The organism is Microbacterium sp. DT81.1 (genome assembly GCF_049844955.1).
GTDB lineage: Bacteria > Actinomycetota > Actinomycetes > Actinomycetales > Microbacteriaceae > Microbacterium.
This window is the reverse complement of record NZ_JBNCMA010000006.1, coordinates 95,101-111,010: the sequence shown is the minus strand read 5'-3', so window position 1 is coordinate 111,010 and position 15,910 is coordinate 95,101. Positions and strand designations below refer to the sequence as shown.

11 protein-coding genes and 2 tRNA genes are annotated in these 15,910 nt (G+C 65.9%); 9 read left to right on the top strand and 4 right to left on the bottom strand.

The features are described 5' to 3' along the window. Positions 1-72 precede the first annotated feature (72 nt). On the top strand, positions 73-1,539 hold the full coding sequence (gene cls, locus ACLQ2Q_RS16400; RefSeq protein ID WP_425821800.1) for a cardiolipin synthase: 1,467 nt from the start codon (positions 73-75) through the stop codon (positions 1,537-1,539). Between the two features lie 42 nt (positions 1,540-1,581). Here the strand turns inward: cls and ACLQ2Q_RS16395 are convergent, their stop codons facing one another. Then, positions 1,582-2,751, bottom strand: a complete 1,170-nt coding sequence (locus tag ACLQ2Q_RS16395) for a diacylglycerol/lipid kinase family protein (RefSeq protein ID WP_425821798.1) — start codon at positions 2,749-2,751, stop codon at positions 1,582-1,584. 53 nt (positions 2,752-2,804) lie between these two features. Between ACLQ2Q_RS16395 and serS the strand changes: the two genes are divergently transcribed. The 5 genes from serS (at position 2,805) to ACLQ2Q_RS16370 (ending at position 6,653) form a co-directional block, all read left to right on the top strand. Beyond that, positions 2,805-4,085, top strand: a complete 1,281-nt coding sequence (gene serS, locus ACLQ2Q_RS16390; RefSeq protein WP_425821796.1) for a serine--tRNA ligase — start codon at positions 2,805-2,807, stop codon at positions 4,083-4,085. Next, positions 4,082-4,975 (top strand): HAD family hydrolase, encoded by an 894-nt coding sequence (locus ACLQ2Q_RS16385; RefSeq protein WP_425821794.1) that lies wholly within the window; start codon positions 4,082-4,084, stop codon positions 4,973-4,975. Before serS ends, ACLQ2Q_RS16385 begins: the two co-directional genes overlap by 4 nt. Positions 4,976-5,073: 98 nt before the next feature. Further along, positions 5,074-5,158, top strand: a tRNA-Ser gene (locus ACLQ2Q_RS16380). Positions 5,159-5,182: 24 nt separating this feature from the next. Then, positions 5,183-6,460, top strand: a complete 1,278-nt coding sequence (locus tag ACLQ2Q_RS16375) for an LCP family protein (protein WP_425821792.1) — start codon at positions 5,183-5,185, stop codon at positions 6,458-6,460. Between the two features lie 104 nt (positions 6,461-6,564). Continuing rightward, positions 6,565-6,653: transfer RNA gene (locus tag ACLQ2Q_RS16370), tRNA-Ser, on the top strand. Between the two features lie 116 nt (positions 6,654-6,769). Here ACLQ2Q_RS16370 and ACLQ2Q_RS16365 read toward each other — a convergent pair. Further along, positions 6,770-7,840 carry a tyrosine-type recombinase/integrase gene (locus tag ACLQ2Q_RS16365; protein WP_425821790.1) on the bottom strand — a complete coding sequence of 357 codons (1,071 nt, stop codon included), beginning with the start codon at positions 7,838-7,840 and terminating at the stop codon, positions 6,770-6,772. A 219-nt stretch (positions 7,841-8,059) separates the two neighbouring features. Beyond that, positions 8,060-8,536, bottom strand: a complete 477-nt coding sequence (locus tag ACLQ2Q_RS16360) for a hypothetical protein (protein WP_425821788.1) — start codon at positions 8,534-8,536, stop codon at positions 8,060-8,062. 763 nt (positions 8,537-9,299) lie between these two features. Here ACLQ2Q_RS16360 and ACLQ2Q_RS16355 point away from each other — a divergent pair. Further along, complete coding sequence (locus ACLQ2Q_RS16355) at positions 9,300-11,051, top strand: glycoside hydrolase family 68 protein (RefSeq protein ID WP_425821786.1); 1,752 nt, start codon at positions 9,300-9,302, stop codon at positions 11,049-11,051. 419 nt (positions 11,052-11,470) lie between these two features. Here ACLQ2Q_RS16355 and ACLQ2Q_RS16350 read toward each other — a convergent pair whose 3' ends face one another. After that, positions 11,471-12,688 (bottom strand): hypothetical protein, encoded by a 1,218-nt coding sequence (locus ACLQ2Q_RS16350; RefSeq protein WP_425821784.1) that lies wholly within the window; start codon positions 12,686-12,688, stop codon positions 11,471-11,473. A gap of 291 nt (positions 12,689-12,979) precedes the next feature. On the opposite strand from ACLQ2Q_RS16350, the gene ACLQ2Q_RS16345 reads away from it, so the two are divergent. Together ACLQ2Q_RS16345 and ACLQ2Q_RS16340 are read left to right on the top strand one after the other, a co-directional pair. Continuing rightward, positions 12,980-14,452: a family 43 glycosylhydrolase gene (locus ACLQ2Q_RS16345; protein ID WP_425821782.1), complete on the top strand. Its 1,473-nt coding sequence runs from the start codon at positions 12,980-12,982 to the stop codon at positions 14,450-14,452. A gap of 61 nt (positions 14,453-14,513) precedes the next feature. Continuing rightward, entirely contained in the window at positions 14,514-15,854 is a 1,341-nt protein-coding gene (locus ACLQ2Q_RS16340) for an ABC transporter substrate-binding protein (protein WP_425821780.1), read from the top strand. Positions 15,855-15,910: the final 56 nt, after the last annotated feature.

The following is a 15,910-nucleotide window of genomic DNA, read 5'->3' as shown; positions in this document are numbered from 1 at the left end:
GCGCACCCCCGTGCTCGGCCTGGCGCCGTCCGTGGGTGCCGTTACGCTGGGTCAGATGACCGGGGAGTGCTGATGGTGGCGATCACCTTCGATGCGTCCTGGTGGCTCATCCTCGTCTTCGTCTTCGACGTCGCCGTCCGCATCGCCGCGATCATCATCGTTCCGCGCAACCGACGCCCGACGGCGGCGATGGCGTGGCTGCTCGCGATCTACTTCATCCCGATCATCGGCGTGTTCCTGTTCCTGCTCATCGGAACGCCCCGACTGCCCCGAAAGCGCCGCCGCAAGCAGGAGCGCATCAACGAGTACATTCACGACACCAGCGAGCACCTCGACTTCGGAACGCTCCGGCCGCACGCCCCGCAGTGGTTCACGTCGCTGGTCACCCTGAATCGCCGGCTCGGCGCGATGCCGCTGGCCGGCGACAACGGGGCCCACCTCATCCCCGACTACCAGCAGAGCCTGGACGCGATGGCCGAGAGCATCCGGCAGGCACAGGAATATGTGCACATCGAGTTCTACATCCTGCAATCGGATGCCGCGACCGACAATTTCTTCTCCGCCATGGAGGAAGCGTGCGCCCGGGGCATCACGGTGCGCGTGCTGCTCGATCACTGGGCGAACCGGCGCAAGCCGATGTACAAGAAGACCGTCAAGCGCCTCAATGCGATGGGTGCGCAGTGGCATCTGATGCTGCCGGTGCAGCCGTTCAAGGGCAAGTACCAGCGCCCCGACCTGCGCAATCACCGCAAGCTGCTGGTCATCGACGGCGCGGTGGCGTACATGGGCTCGCAGAACGTCACCGATTCGACGTACAACCTGAAGAAGAACATCCGCCGCGGCCTGCACTGGGTCGATCTCATGGTGCGGCTCGAGGGTCCGATCGTGGCCAGCATCAACGCGGTGTTCCTCTCCGACTGGTACAGCGAGACCGACGAGGTGCTGACCGACGAGATCGATCTGTTCGACGTCTCGACGGGGCCGGGCGACCTGGACTGCCAGGTGGTGCCGTCGGGACCGGGGTTCGAGATGGAGAACAGCCTGCGCCTGTTCGCCGGCCTCCTGTACTACGCGCAGCGCAAGATCATCATGGTCAGCCCCTACTTCGTGCCGGACGAGGGGCTGCTGCTCGCCATCACGACCGCGTGCCAGCGGGGGCTTCAGGTCGAGCTGTTCGTCTCCGAAGAGGGCGACCAGGCGATGGTCTACCACGCGCAGCGCAGCTACTACGAGACCCTCCTGCGAGCGGGCGTGAAGATCTGGATGTACCCCAAGCCCTACATCCTGCACAGCAAGTGCTTCACCATCGACGACGAGGTCGCGGTGATCGGGTCGAGCAACATGGACATGCGCTCGTTCGGCCTCAACATGGAGATCTCGCTGCTCGTGCGCGGCGAGGAGTTCGTGCGCGAGATGCGCAGTGTGGAGGCGAAGTACCGGGAGCTGAGCCGCGAACTGACCCTGGAGGAGTGGGAGAAGCAGCCGCTGCGGTCGACGGTGCTCGACAACATCGCCCGCCTGACGAGCGCCCTCCAGTAGATACGTTGCGCGGCGTCAGTCCCCGCCTTGAGTGCCCCGCCCTCAGAGCCTCGAGACGTCGTGCCCGGCGGGGAAGGCCGTCTGAAGGCCGCCCGGGACGATGCGGCACCGCACGCGGGTCGCCTCGCCGAACTCGTCGCCGTCGAGCTGGACCGCCTGGGCGGGGCTGGTGGCGGTCTCGATGGAAACGCCACGGAGGTAGCGCACGGAGGCGTCTTCGGGGCGCCGGGCGAGAACCCGCTGACCCGCCCTCGAGCGTCGCATCACGCTGTTCTCCCACCAGATGCGCCGCCAGACCCGCGCCCAGCCGAAGAAGCCGGCCGGCTTGATGATGCAGACATCCAGCTCGCCGTCCGAGATGGATGCCTCCGGCACGAGTGCGATGCCGGCCGGCAGCCAGCCGCAGTTCGCGAAGAGCACGCTCTGCGCCCTCGTGGCGTGCAGGCGGTGCCCGTCGAGCTGGTACATCACCCGGAAGGGCTGGGCGAAGGGCAGCGACCTCGCCGCGCCGTCGACGTAGGCGACCCAGCCGACCGTCTTCTTGAGCTGAGGACTGGTGTTCGCGATCATCGCCGCGTCGAGTCCGATGCCGGACATCACCACGAACGCGTGCTCCTCGGTCTGCCCGTTGGTGCGGGTGATGCGCGCGATGCCGACATCCACCGGGTGCACGTCGCCGTCGAACGTGGCCTGCACCATGGCCGCCGCGTCATCCAGCGGCAGGTTCAGGTTGCGGGCGAGCAGGTTGCCCGTCCCGCTCGGGACGATCGTCAGGGGGACGCCCGATCCGTTCATCGCCTCGGAGACCGCGCGCACGGTGCCATCGCCGCCGGCGACGAGCACCGCATCCGCACCCTCCTTCAGCGCCTGGCGCGTGACATCGTCGCCGAGGTCATCCACGGTCGTCTCGAAGAAGGCCGGTTCCCCCCAGCCGGCCGCGGCCGAGAGCCGGGAGACCAGCGCGCGCAGCGCGGCAGCATCGACCTTGATGGGGTTGTAGACCATCGCCGCGCGGCGTGGCGCGTCGTCCGGCGGCGGCTCCATCGGCCGGGTTTCGCCGACCGGTCCGACCTGGCGCGCGTGGCCGTCTTCGTCGTCGGCGGTGTCGGGTGCGATGTCACCCGGTTCCCGGATCACGCCGTCGGGATGTGCCGCCTCGGCCGGGTCTGGTTGCCCGTCGCGGGGATCGGACGGGGATGCCGGGGCAGTCATGCACACACTCTAGGCCGCCTCTGGGGCGCTGACCCGCTGACTAGACTTGAGGGGTGATCGACCCCGTTGTGCTCCGCGATGACCCCGAGCTCGTCAAGCGCTCCCAGGTGGCGCGCGGACACTCACCCGAGACCGTGGATGCCGCGCTCGCGGCGGATCGCGAGCGGCGATCTGCCATCTCGGCCTATGAAGAGCTGCGTGCGGAGCAGAACGCGTTCGGCAAGACGGTCGCCGCCGCGCCCAAGGAGGAGAAGGCCGCCCTGGTGGCCGAGGTGAAGGGCCTCGCCGAGCGCGTGAAGGCCGCGCAGCAGGCGGCATCCGAAGCGGAAGAGGCGGCACGCGCCGCATTCGTCCGCATCGAGAACATCGTGATCGACGGTGTCCCGGCCGGCGGCGAGGACGACTTCGTGGAGCTGCGCCGGGTCGGCGAGATCCCCACGTTCGACTTCGAGCCCCTCGACCACCTGGCCCTCGGCGAGAAGCTCAAGGCGATCGACATGGAGCGCGGCGCGAAGGTGTCCGGTGCCCGGTTCTACTTCCTGCGGGGGATCGGGGCGCGGCTCGAGATCGCGCTGATGAACCTCGCCCTCGACCGGGCGCTCGAGGCCGGCTTCGTGCCGCTGATCACCCCGACGCTCGTTCGTCCGGAGATCATGCAGGGCACCGGATTCCTCGGCGAGCATGCAGAAGAGGTCTACCACCTTCCCGCCGACGACCTCTATCTCGTGGGCACGAGCGAGGTGGCGCTCGCCGGGTACCACAAGGACGAGATCCTCGACCTGTCGGACGGCCCGCTCCGCTACGCCGGCTGGTCGACGTGCTATCGCCGGGAGGCCGGCTCGCACGGCAAGGACACGCGCGGCATCATCCGGGTGCACCAGTTCAACAAGCTCGAGATGTTCGTCTACACGACGCCCGAAGACGCCGAGGCCGAGCACGAGCGCCTGCTCGGGCTGCAGGAGGGCATGCTCCAGTCGCTGGGCCTGGCGTACCGCGTCATCGACATCGCGGCCGGAGACCTCGGATCCAGCGCGGCCCGCAAGTACGACGTCGAGGCATGGGTGCCGACGCAGCAGGCCTTCCGCGAGCTCACCTCCACGTCGAACTGCACGACCTTCCAGTCACGCCGGCTCGACATCCGCCACCGCCCCCCGCTCGAAGAAGGCGGCGTCGGAAGGACCACCCCCGTGGCGACCCTGAACGGAACGCTCGCCACCACGCGCTGGATCGTCGCGATCCTCGAGACCCACCAGCGCGCCGACGGCTCCGTCGTCGTGCCCGAGGTGCTGCGCCCGTATCTCGGCGGGCTCGAGGTCCTGGAGCCGGCCGCGTGAGCCTGCCCGAGACGGGCGAGGTCGAGGTCACCACGCCGGCGGATGCCGCCGAAGTCGTCGAAGAGGTCGTCGAGGAGATCGCGGAGGAGGGCGGCGACCGGCTGCTGATCGTGCTCGACATCGATGGGACCGTGCTGCTCGAGGACGAGACCCTCAGCCCCGGTGTCGTCGAGGCGGTGCAGGATGCCGGCGACGCTGGTCATGAGGTCATGATCGCCACCGGCCGCAGCTGGGCCGGCACGGAGAAGACGCTCCAGGCGCTCGACATCCGGCCCGAGTACGTCGTGTGCTCGAACGGCGCCGTCGTGATGAAGCGCGAGGGCGACGCATACGTGCGGGCGCATACGGAGACCTTCGATGCCACTCAGGTGCTCAACCTGCTGCGCGAGCATCTGCCGAACGCCAAGTACATGGTCGAGCGGGAGGACGGCGAGCGGCTTTACACCGACTTCATCGACGACTGGAACCTGTCCGCGGCGCATCGCGTGCCGTTCGAGGATCTGATCGGGCTGCCCGTTTCCCGCGTCGTGGTCGTCTCTCCGGGTCACGACGAAGAGGACTTCTCGCGGCTGGTGGAGGACATCGGCCTGAACCACGTGTCGTACGCCATCGGCTGGACCGCTTGGCTCGACATCGCCCCGCAGGGAGTCGACAAGGGCACCGCGCTGGAACTCGTGCGGGAGTGGCTCGACATGCCACCCGCCGACGTGCTCGTGATCGGCGACGGCCGCAACGACCTCGGCATGTTCGCGTGGGCTCGGCGCAACGGCGGGCGCGCGATCGCGATGGCGCAGGGTCCGCAGGAGGTTCTGGATGCCGCGAGCGAGACCACCGCGTCTGTGCAGGAGGGCGGCGTGGCCGCGGCGCTGCGTGCGCTTTCTCAGCGCTGACCTGGTACTCAGCGCCTGTCCAGCCGTTCCTGCAAGAATGACCTCTGACCGCGTCGGCTAGACTCGACGCCTGTTCGACGGATGCACAGCATCCGCCGGGAGGGTTGTCCGAGCGGCCGATGGACCTGGTCTTGAAAACCAGTGGGCAGCAATGTCCCGTGGGTTCGAATCCCACACCCTCCGCAGTGCGCCCCCGAGGAGATCCGAGTGAGTGACACGTCCAAGGCACCCCGCCGCGGCCGCCAGACGGTGGCGCGCCACGGGGCGCTGAAGTCGCCGCATCCGCTCGGCCAGCTCGCCAAGATCATCGCCATCTGCCTTTCGGTGGTGCTGGTGAGCGGCCTCGGCGTCGCCACCTACCTCGCGTACGACCTCACCGCGACGTTCTCGGCGGATGCCGTGGAGCTCGAGGGTCAGGAGGCGCCGCCGCCGAACATCGGCGAGATCGAGGGCGGCGTGAACCTGTTCGTCGCGGGGACCGACGCCTGCGAGCCCGATTACGCCTACCTCTTCGGCGATCGGTGTGAGGGTCCGGATGCCGAGAGCGAGCTCAACGACGTCAACATGCTCGTGCACATCTCGGACGAGCCTCGGCGGGTCACGGTCATCAGCTTCCCGCGCGACCTGATGATGCCGATCCCCTCGTGCACAGCCGAGGACGGCAGCACGACCGGGGCGATGTCGAAGCAGCCGCTGAACTCGACGTTCAACTACGGCGGTCTGTCGTGCGCCGCAAAGGCGGTCTCCGAGCTCAGCGGGCAGAACATCCAATACGCGGCGTCCGTCACGTGGGGCGGTGTGATCGAGATCACCAACGCCATCGGCGGCGTCGATGTGTGTGTCGCCAACGGCATCTACGACCCGAACACCGGTCTGGACCTCGACCCCGGCATCCACACGGTGGCAGGCATCGAGGCCCTGCAGTTCCTGCGCACGCGCAAGGGCGTCGGCGACGGCAGCGACCTCGGTCGCATCAGCAACCAGCAGCAGTACATGTCGCGCCTGGCGCGCAAGCTCGTCAGCGAAGAGGTGCTCACCAACCCGACGATGCTGCTCAAGCTGGCGCGAACGGCGATCGAGAACGTCGACCCGAGCACGAGCCTGACCAATCCGCTGACGCTCGTGCAGATCGCGCTCGCCCTCAAGAACGTGCCGTTCGAGGAGATCGTGTTCGTGCAGTATCCGACGCTCACCGACCCGGACAACATAAACCACGTCGTGCCGAACTACGAGGCCGCGGACGCGCTGTGGGCCGCGCTCGCGGCGAACCAGCCGCTGCAGCTGACGGGCGAGGCGGGCGTGAACGCCGGCGTGACCGTCGTCGAGCCCACCGCGCCTCCGGTCGAACCGACGCAGCCGACCACCGAGCCGACCCCGGGCGCAACGGTCGCGCCGGCGCCCACCGAGACGGCGATCGCGCTGCCCCCGGAGATCTCCGGCTCGACCGCCGCGCAGGAGACCTGCTCGAACGGCAACGTGCGCTGACCGGCGGCTTTCGCTGCGGTGCGGGGGACCGCGGCCGTTCGCTCCTGCCGCGTCGAGCGGTTAGTATTGCAGGGCGCATCCGCTCGTTCGCGGGCGGGATGCCTGGAGACGTCGCATAGTTCGGCCTAGTGCACCACCCTGCTAAGGTGGAGACCCCTTAAGGGGTCCGAGGGTTCAAATCCCTCCGTCTCCGCCGAAAAACCCCCGGTAAAGCGGGGGTTTTCGTCTCTTGTGTCAACCTTCGCCATATCAGCTTCCCGAGCTGAATCGGCGCCAAGTGACCCCTAGGTGACCCCCGCCTGTTTCGGGCTACTCCTCAGCGGTGCGCTCAGACATCGCAAGTCGTTGCATGTGGGCGCGTCGCTGGTCCTCGCCCAGGATATGCGCGTAGACGGCGAGGACCGTGCGAGGCTCGTCGCCGAGGTACTCCGCGACCTCGTGCACCGGCGTCCCGAGCCGCAGCCACGTTGACGCCGCGAAGTGCCTAAGCGCGTGACGCTGGAAGCTGAGCGGGAACTTTCGAACGATGCCGACTTGCAGCTGACCACCTTGTTTATTCGTGAAGAGGTACTCGTGAGGTTCCTTGCCGGAGGCGTACTGCCGGAAGATCGCGAGAGCACGAGGCGACAGCGGCACCGGCCGGTTGCCACGCCACGACTTCGGGTCCTTCTCGTCGTATCGGTCTGAGTGGGAGCGATCGACGATCAACTGCGGTAGCGGGAGTTCCGAGAGCCAGTTGACTCGGACTGCTCTCAGTTCGCCCCACCGGACACCTGTCAATGACATGAACTCGAACACGTCGGCGATGTCGGGTCGCTTGGCTCGGATCGCGCTGATCTCGGCGGCCAGCCGGCGGGAAGTAGGAATGTCCTTTGGGCTCACTGCGCGTTGCGCAGCGGTACTCAACTCGGGGATCTTCTTCATGGTCCGAACGGGATGCGGTTGATGAAGCTGACCTTTTTCGAACGCGAAGGTGAAAAGTGCGCTGAGGGTTGTCTTCGCTCTCGCGACTGTCGACGGCATCTTCCCCTTGTGCAGCTCCGAGAGGAGATGTGACCGGATATCGTCGGACTGGATCGACGCGAGGGGCCGAGCGAGCAGTGCCTTCGGAAGGGCGGCGAGGTTGTTTCGGTCCGTGTCGATCGTGTGTGGATTCCCGTCCTTCCGGGCCTCCAGAAACATCGCGACCAGATCGCGCAGCTTGAACGAAGCTTTCGGCGGCAGCGGTCGGCCCGTCTCGAGTAGATGCTTCTGCGTCCGCTCCCACGTCTCAGCTTCGCGCTTCGTGTCGAACGCTCTCGTGGCCACCTGCTGGCGTCCGGACTTCACCCGCACGAGGTAGTACGTCTTTCCGGTTGCTGTCTTCCGAGTCTCAATCATGCTTCGATGCCGGCGAGACGGTGAATATCCACGCGACGGTAGACGCGCCGATGCTCAGTCAGGTGAATCGGCTCTACCGGTGCCTTGCCTGCGAGGGCTAGAGAGCGAAGCGTCGTCCGGTGGATGCCGAGTCGATCTGCCGCTTCCGCCTCCGAGTAGAAGAAGCACTCGAGGTGCTCTTGGTGCGGCTCGGCCGCCGCATCCGGATCGACGCGGAGGTCAGTCACTCGCCGGTCGACCGGCGTTGTAGTTCATGCCCGCTAGGCGACCCGCCTTGCGGGCCTCGATGATCCATGCAGAAGCAGTTCGATGAGGAATTCCGAGTTCGCGCTCGATGAGGCGAGCGGGCGGCATGCTGGACAATGCGGCTGCGCCGTAGAGGAGCTCGATCGCCTCCATGCGGGCCCCGCTGGATCCGCGGCGGACGACGACCTGGGCAATCGCCGGAGGGAGTATCCGTCCCTTCGCGCTGGTGAGCGCGTCGACGCTGATCCAGTTGGCGAACGGATCCGATTCGTCGTCCAGCGTGAGAAAGATGCAGTTCGGTGCTGCGACCTGAACGATGCCCTGCATGCGCACCTTTGCAACTGTCGGGTAGTTGATCTCGACATTCGCGCGAACAGATCGGTTGGTGACCGCATCGATCACGTAGCGGCCCTCGTCCGCCGAGTACCGCACGTCCAGTGAGGTGTCCACGCCGAGATCGTCGTCCGTGCTTTGCCGCGACTAATCCAAACGTCACAGTGGTGGAGACCGCCGCCGCTCCCCATGGCTGGGAAGCGAATGTGGACCCCGAACGATTTCAAACCGCACTGACGAAGTGGTTCACCTGTCCTATGTGAGTCCGCACGGCTGTGAACCGACCGATCTTGCATCATCCACCTACACGCGGGTAGCCCTCGAAATCCGCAGAACCGAGCGGGTACTCGAGGGCTTCTTCCTTCCCGTTCTACCCGCGTGACAACACTTCTCCGACGATTGGGTCCAGCTTCATGCCGCCTAGCGTGGTCCGCCCGGGCAGCGATTCGCAGCAAATGCCGTCGTTAGCCGTCGAGTTTCGCGACGTCGCCATCGTCGAGAGAGTTCGTCATGGGAGCGTCTAGCGTCACAATGCCGGAGAACCCTGTTTCGGTACAGATCGGAGCTGCGGCGAAAGTCCGGTAGCCCGACATACTGGCGTGGTATCCCTCCGGATTCGCGTCGTTCAGAGCGAGGTAGTGTCGGCGACGCTCCAACGTGATGCATCAGCGACCTGCAGCCACACCAATCCGCCAGACATGGGCGCATTTCACGCCGCGCTCACAGAGCTGCTCGTTGAGGGAAAACTCAACACCTTACGGCAAATTTCAGGCCCTCGTATGTCCCCCAGATGGTGGACATACGCGCTTCGCGAGGCGTGGAACTATGAGTGCACCTCGCAAATCCATTTGTGTAGAACTCAATGAAGAGGAGTTGTTGTATGCAACTATCACGACGGCGTGTGACGCGCCGTGTTACGAGCGGGTTGGTGGCGGGTGCGCTCGTTGCTACCGCGTTGGTAGCGGGTACGCCTGCGGCTTTGGCCGCTCCGGGTCAGGTGGTGGTGGCCGGTCATGGTCTGCCGCTTCAGGCTGGTCCGGAGCCCACGGTGCACACGCAGGAGGCGTTCGCTCCGGAGGATGATTTCACGGCGAAGTGGACGCGTGCGGATGCCCGGCAGATCGCGCGGCTGTCCGACCCGAACGCCGGGTCTCGGGAGAATTCGATGCCGGCGTCGTTGACGATGCCGACGGTTCCGCAGGATTTCCCGGATATGTCCGATGGGCAGGTGTGGGTGTGGGACACCTGGCCGCTGACGGATGAGAACGGCGATCAGTACTCGGTGAACGGGCAGGAGATCATCTTCTCGCTGGTCGCTGACCGCAGCCTCGGGTTCGATGATCGTCATGTGTTCGCGAAGATCGGGTACTTCTACCGTCCCGCCTTCCTCACGGACGAGCAGCGTCCCGAGGATGGCGGCTGGACCTATGGCGGGCTCGTCTTCGAGGAGGGCGTGACCGGGCAGATCTTCGAGGACCAGTCCTACAGCCACCAGACGCAGTGGTCGGGCTCGGCACGGATCTTCCCCGGTGGTGAGATCAAGCTGTTCTTCACCGATGTCGCGTTCTACCGCAACCCGGATGGCAGCAACATCAAGCCGTACGACCCGCGGATCGCGCTGAGCGTCGGCAAGGTGCACGCGGGCCCGAACGGTGTGTCGTTCACCGGGTTCGATGAGGTCATCGACCTGCTCCAGGCCGACGGCACGTACTACCAGACCGGTGCGCAGAACCCGTTCTTCAACTTCCGCGACCCGTTCACGTTCGAGGACCCCGCCCACCCGGGCGAGACCTACATGGTGTTCGAGGGCAACACGGCCATGCAGCGTGAGACGGCCACCTGTGACGAGGAAGACCTCGGCTACCGGGACGGCGACCCGTACGCGGAGACCGTCGAAGAGGTCAACGCCACCGATGCGACGCTGAACATCGGCAACATCGGTTTGGCGAAGGCGAAGAACAAGGAGCTGACCGAGTGGGAGTTCCTGCCCCCGATCCTCTCCGCGAACTGCGTCACCGACCAGACCGAACGGCCGCAGTTCGTGCTCAAGGACGGGAAGTACTACCTGTTCACGATCAGCCACCGCAGCACGTACGCGGCCGGCCTGGACGGACCTGAGGGTGTCTACGCGTTCGTCGGCGACGGCATCCGCAGCGACTTCCAGCCGCTGAACCACGGTTCCGGTCTCGCCCTGGGCAACCCGACGAACCTGAACTTCCTCGGCGGGGAGCCCTTCGCCCCGGACTTCAACCAGCACCCCGGACACTTCCAGGCGTACTCGCACTACGTCATGCCCGGCGGGTTGGTGCAGTCCTTCATCGACACGATCGGCACGCACGACAACTTCGTGCGCGGCGGCACCCTCGCCCCCACCGTGAAGGTCGACCTTCAAGGAGACACGTCCACCGTGGACTACTCCTACGGCAACGACGGACTCGGCGGCTGGGCGGACATCCCAGCCAACCTGCACCTGTTCACCACGGGCAAATACAACCTGACCGTCTCCGACGCCACAGCCGAAAGGATCCGCGACGTCGTCGGCAGCAGGCTCGACGACTACCTGCAAGGCAAGCCGGTCCCCCCGCGCACCAAAGCGCTGATCGAACGGCTGATCGCGCAATACGGCGGCTAAACACCCAAACCCAACGGATGCCCCGGGGTTCGACCACCCCGGGGCATCCCCACGCGCAGGTGCACGGCTTCCCGACGGAAACAGATTCCGGCGTCCGACTAGCGACTTTGTCGATCAGCACACGCGTTCCTCGGCGGGGTGACCGCGGTGTTGCCGCTAAGCCGAGACGTCGCTCCAAAGCGTCCACCGTCGCGGGCGCGCGCTTCGGCCGTGTCGGCGCTGTCGTTCTTGCAGTAGCGATGTGATGGGGTCGGCTGCTCGTGCGGCGGGAGAGGGAGGACGCGTCGAATTTGGCGTCCGCCGCGGAGCCGGAGCTGCTCCCTTCCGGCGGCAACCTCTCGGACACCGCGATGATCGCGGTGCCCCACGCGCAGATCCGGATGCCTCGTCCGGGGAGGCGAACTTCGGATGCCGATGTCTTAAGGGGTGACGGCCGCCTGGTCGCTGAGAACGATCTGATCGATCAGTAGATGTCCCCAGTCCGAGCCGGTGTACGTGTCCAGGACCTGGACGACGATTGTCTGGCCAGCGACGGAGCGCAGGTCGATCGTTGCCGGAACCATGGCGGAGCTGTTGTTTCCTGTAACCGAACCGATGACGTCGCCGAGGACGACCCCATTCGGCGCGGACGGGTCCTCGACCGCCGCGCGCACAACGACACCTGTCTCGTACGACCAGGGGTTCCTGGGTCGGTCCTCGAACATGACGTTGTCGATCATCAGATGGCCCCAGTCGTTGGTGGCGCGCTCGTCGACGACTTGGATCTGTGCGTCGTATCCGATCCACGGGCGGACGTCCCAGGCGGTCCAATCCAGTGAGGCTGAGTTGTCGCCCGACGCAGTATGCACGGTCTGGCCGTCGACGAGCAATCGCACGGCTGTGGCGCCGGGGGATCCCCACGGATGGTCGCCGCCGCCGACCAGCAGGTTGATCCAGTCCTCGGTGATGCGGAAGGTCCCCGACGTGACGGTGCCGGTCTCTGCGTCGCAACTACCGACGCAGGTGTCGAGTACAGCTGGCCCGACCTGGCCGGTGAGGAAGTTGGTGGAGTTGCTGGCGTCGGACAAGTCTCCTGCCCCGGTCCAGTCCAGTGAGGCCAAGGGGACGATTCTCAGCCCGATGTCGGCCGCTTCGAAGGTGGCGAAGGCGGGGTTGGGTTGGAGGTTGAAGAAGTGAGTGTCGGGTACCGGGATGGTGCCGCCGGGGCGGTGCGGGTGCTGGCCGCCTCCGATCAGAACGTTGAGGAAGTCGGCGGTCGCGGTTATCGGCTGAGATGTCAGATGACCAACGCGGCGGTCTGAGTAGTTCCAGCTGTCCAAGTAGTAATCGCCCTGATAGCCGGTGACGTCCTTGCCGGAGTCGGCTTGGCTAACCGGTGACATGTAGAATCCCTCGGCGGTCCACTCCGGTCCCACCAAATCTTCGGCATCTAGGAGGACGTCCGCACCCGTATCCTCCACCGCTAGCAGCACACTGTGGGAAGGGCTAGCGTACGCTGCCGTCGGAACGGCGAGCAGAAACACTACAGCCGTTGCCGTTAGTGCTCTGACGCCGCACTGGTCCACTCTGCCGCGCCCCCGTGCCGTGAATCGTATCTTCATGAAAAGCATCATGACATCGTTGTCAACCGATGTCACGTACGGGTCTCGAACATTCGACTCGGACGAAGCGGGCAACCGAAGGCGGCTCCGTTCTCCCGCCACAAAACGATTTGGAGCACCTCCGCGAAGTGTTTAAGCCGACCTTCCTGCGTCCGGTCGGGGCATTCCGATGTGGACGCGGGACCACCCGCGCCAAGCCGCGATCGCGTCACGGAATCGAGGTGGTTAACCGCTTGACCACCCGCCGAATCTGTTGCTATGGTCTGCGTAACCGGTTAACCACCATGACATGAGATTACCCGGTCGACTCGACGATGAAGGATATGCATGAATCAGCCAGGCTTCTTCCGGCCGGACTCGGCGTGGGTCGGCGACGTCATCCCGTGGCAGGAGGATGGGGTCTTCCACCTCTTCTACCTGCACGAATCGCGCCAGATGCCCAGGGCGGGCATGCCGTGGCATCGAGCGATCACCGAGGATCTCGTCAATTTTCGTGAGACCGGCCCCGCGATCACTTCGGGCGGCCGCCGCGCCGACGACTTCAACGTGTACACCGGCAGCATCGTCCAGGACGCGGACGGTATGCACCACGTCTTCTACACGGGGCAGAATCCCGACCTCCGCGGCGACGATGGCCTGCCGTTGCAGGTCGTCCTGCACGCCACCAGCCTCGACGGGATGCGATCGTGGCAGCGGCATCCGGGCGACACGTTCGGAGCCACGACAGGATACGAGACCGCCGATTGGCGTGACCCGTTTGTGTTTCGCGACGACGAGGCTGGCCTATGGCGGATGTTGATCACCGCCCGGCACGCAGACGGGCCCGCCCGCCGGCGAGGGGTCATCGCGCAGTGCGTCTCCCTCGACCTGCACACATGGGAGCCCGCCGAGCCCTTCTGGAATCCGCGGCGCTATATAGCGCATGAGTGCCCCGAGGTGTTCGAGTGGAACGGGTGGTGGTACCTCGTGTACTCCGAGTTCAGCGAGTCGTTCACGACCCGCTACCGGATGGCCCGCTCGCTCTCGGGACCGTGGCTGGTTCCCCAGCATGACTCGATCGACGGCCGCGCCTACTACGCGGCTAAGTCGGCGGCTCGCGACGGACGTCGCTTCTTCTTCGGATGGATCGCGTCCCGTGAGAGCGCACATGACGACGGTGCGTGGCAATGGGCCGGGACCCTCTCAGTGCTCGAAGCAGAGCAGTGCGCAGACGGCACCCTGGCATTCCACCCGCCTCGCGAACTGAACGCCACATTCGATGAGCCGGCAGCGGGCCTAGTAGCCGGCACGGTGCTGCAGGCTCTCGACGGGTACGCCGACACGATGGTGCCGGTGACAACACCGAACGCCTTCCGCCTCGACGTCACCTTCGATATCGCCCCGCACACGTCCGAGTGCGGTGTGCTGCTGCGTGCGAGCGGCGACGGCGACGAAGGTTATGTCCTGCGTCTCGAGCCCCGGCGCGGGCGTCTGGTCTTCGACCGGTGGCCTCGGCACAGAACCGGCGGAGAGCAGTGGCAGATCTCGGGCGACGTTCCATTCGCCATCGAGTTGGAGCGCCCCGTCGACCTCGCACCCGGCGAGCACCGTCTCGAGGTGAACGTTGACGGTGACATCTGCGTCGCCACGGTCGATGGCGCCACAACCCTCAGCACCAGGATCTACGACCGCACCACCGGCCACGTCGGCGCATTCGTGGGTGAGGGGGCGGTTGTGATCACGGAGTTCTCCGTCGCCACCCGCTCGGACCCTCTTTCACCGGCGTTGGACGCCGACGAACTCATTCTTACCGCGGGATGACACCCGCTCACACCCGTTTCACCCCAAACCACCCGAACACCGATCAATGGAGATTCTTGCAATGTCTACCATCAAGCGCGCGGCGACTCTCGTCGCCGCCACCGCCGCCGTCACCCTCGCCCTCGCCGGCTGCTCCGGCTCCACCGGTGGGGGAGGCGATCCCGCGGACGTGAATCCCGACGGCGAGATCACCCCCCGCGAGATCTCGTGGCTCCTCTCACGTCCGGCCGACGGTGGCGTCATCACCGCTATGCAGCAGATCGCCGACGAATACGCCGAAGATCACCCCGGCTTCGCCCTCAACCTGATCACCACACCGGACCGGCCCTCCTACATACAGAAATACGAGACGCTGGCGGCGGCGAACAAGCTTCCGGAGCTGTTCGACACCGACGCGACCCCGTTCGCGCAGAAGCTGGCAGAGCAGGGCCGCATGGTCGATGTCGAATTGCTCCTGGACGATCTTGGTCTGAAGGACGACTACCGGGAAGCGGCGCTCAACTACCAACGCTTCGACGACGGATCACTGTACATGGTCCCTTTCGAGTTTCAGCTCGAAGTGTTCTGGTACAACGCCGACCTCCTCGGCCAGGCAGGTGTGGAAATCCCGGGCACCCTCGACGACTTCGCACCCATGTGCGAGGAGCTGCGGGCGCAGGGCGTCACCCCGATCGCCCTGGACGGGCAGGACGGGTGGCCGCTGGAGCGATACATGGCCTACTACCCGTTCCGGATGGCCGGCCCCGAGTTCGTGCAGCAGCTGAAGAACGGTGAGGCATCCTTCGCGGACGAGCCCGGCCGCGCCGCCGTCGAATGGCTCTACGGACTCGGCCAGGCAGGTTGCTTCCAGGAGGGCTTCTCCTCCACCGGGTACGCGGACGCGCAGGCACAGTTCACCTCCGGAAAGGCAGCCGTCTACAACATCGGCACCTGGGAGCTCAGCAACCTCGCCACCGAGGCGCTGGACCCCGCCGTCCGAGATGCGGTGGACTACTTCACCCTCCCCACCCTCGACGACGCGGCAACCGCCGACAACGAGTACGTCACCCCGTCGGGCATCGGCATGGCAGTGAACTCCGCTACGTACGACCCGCTCGTACGCGACTTCCTCGCTTTCGCCCTGGAGCGCTACCCCGAGGCGTACGCCGCATCGGGTGCGCTGTCCCCGACCACCGGGGTGGAGACGACCATCCCCCCGGGCGCGACCCCGCTCTACACCCGGGCCGTCGAGCAGGCCGGTGACGTAGGTTCTGCGATCGCGATGCCGTGGGACACACAGCTCGATCCGGCTACCAACACGCGCTTGCAGCAGGAGCTCACCCTCCTCGTGCAGGGGGACATCACGCCCGACGAGTTCATTACGACGATGGATGCGGCATTGACGGAGAACATCAGTGGCTGAGATCACTAGGGTCGGGGCGGGCGCGGTTCGTTCACGCGCGCCCCGACGCTCCCTCC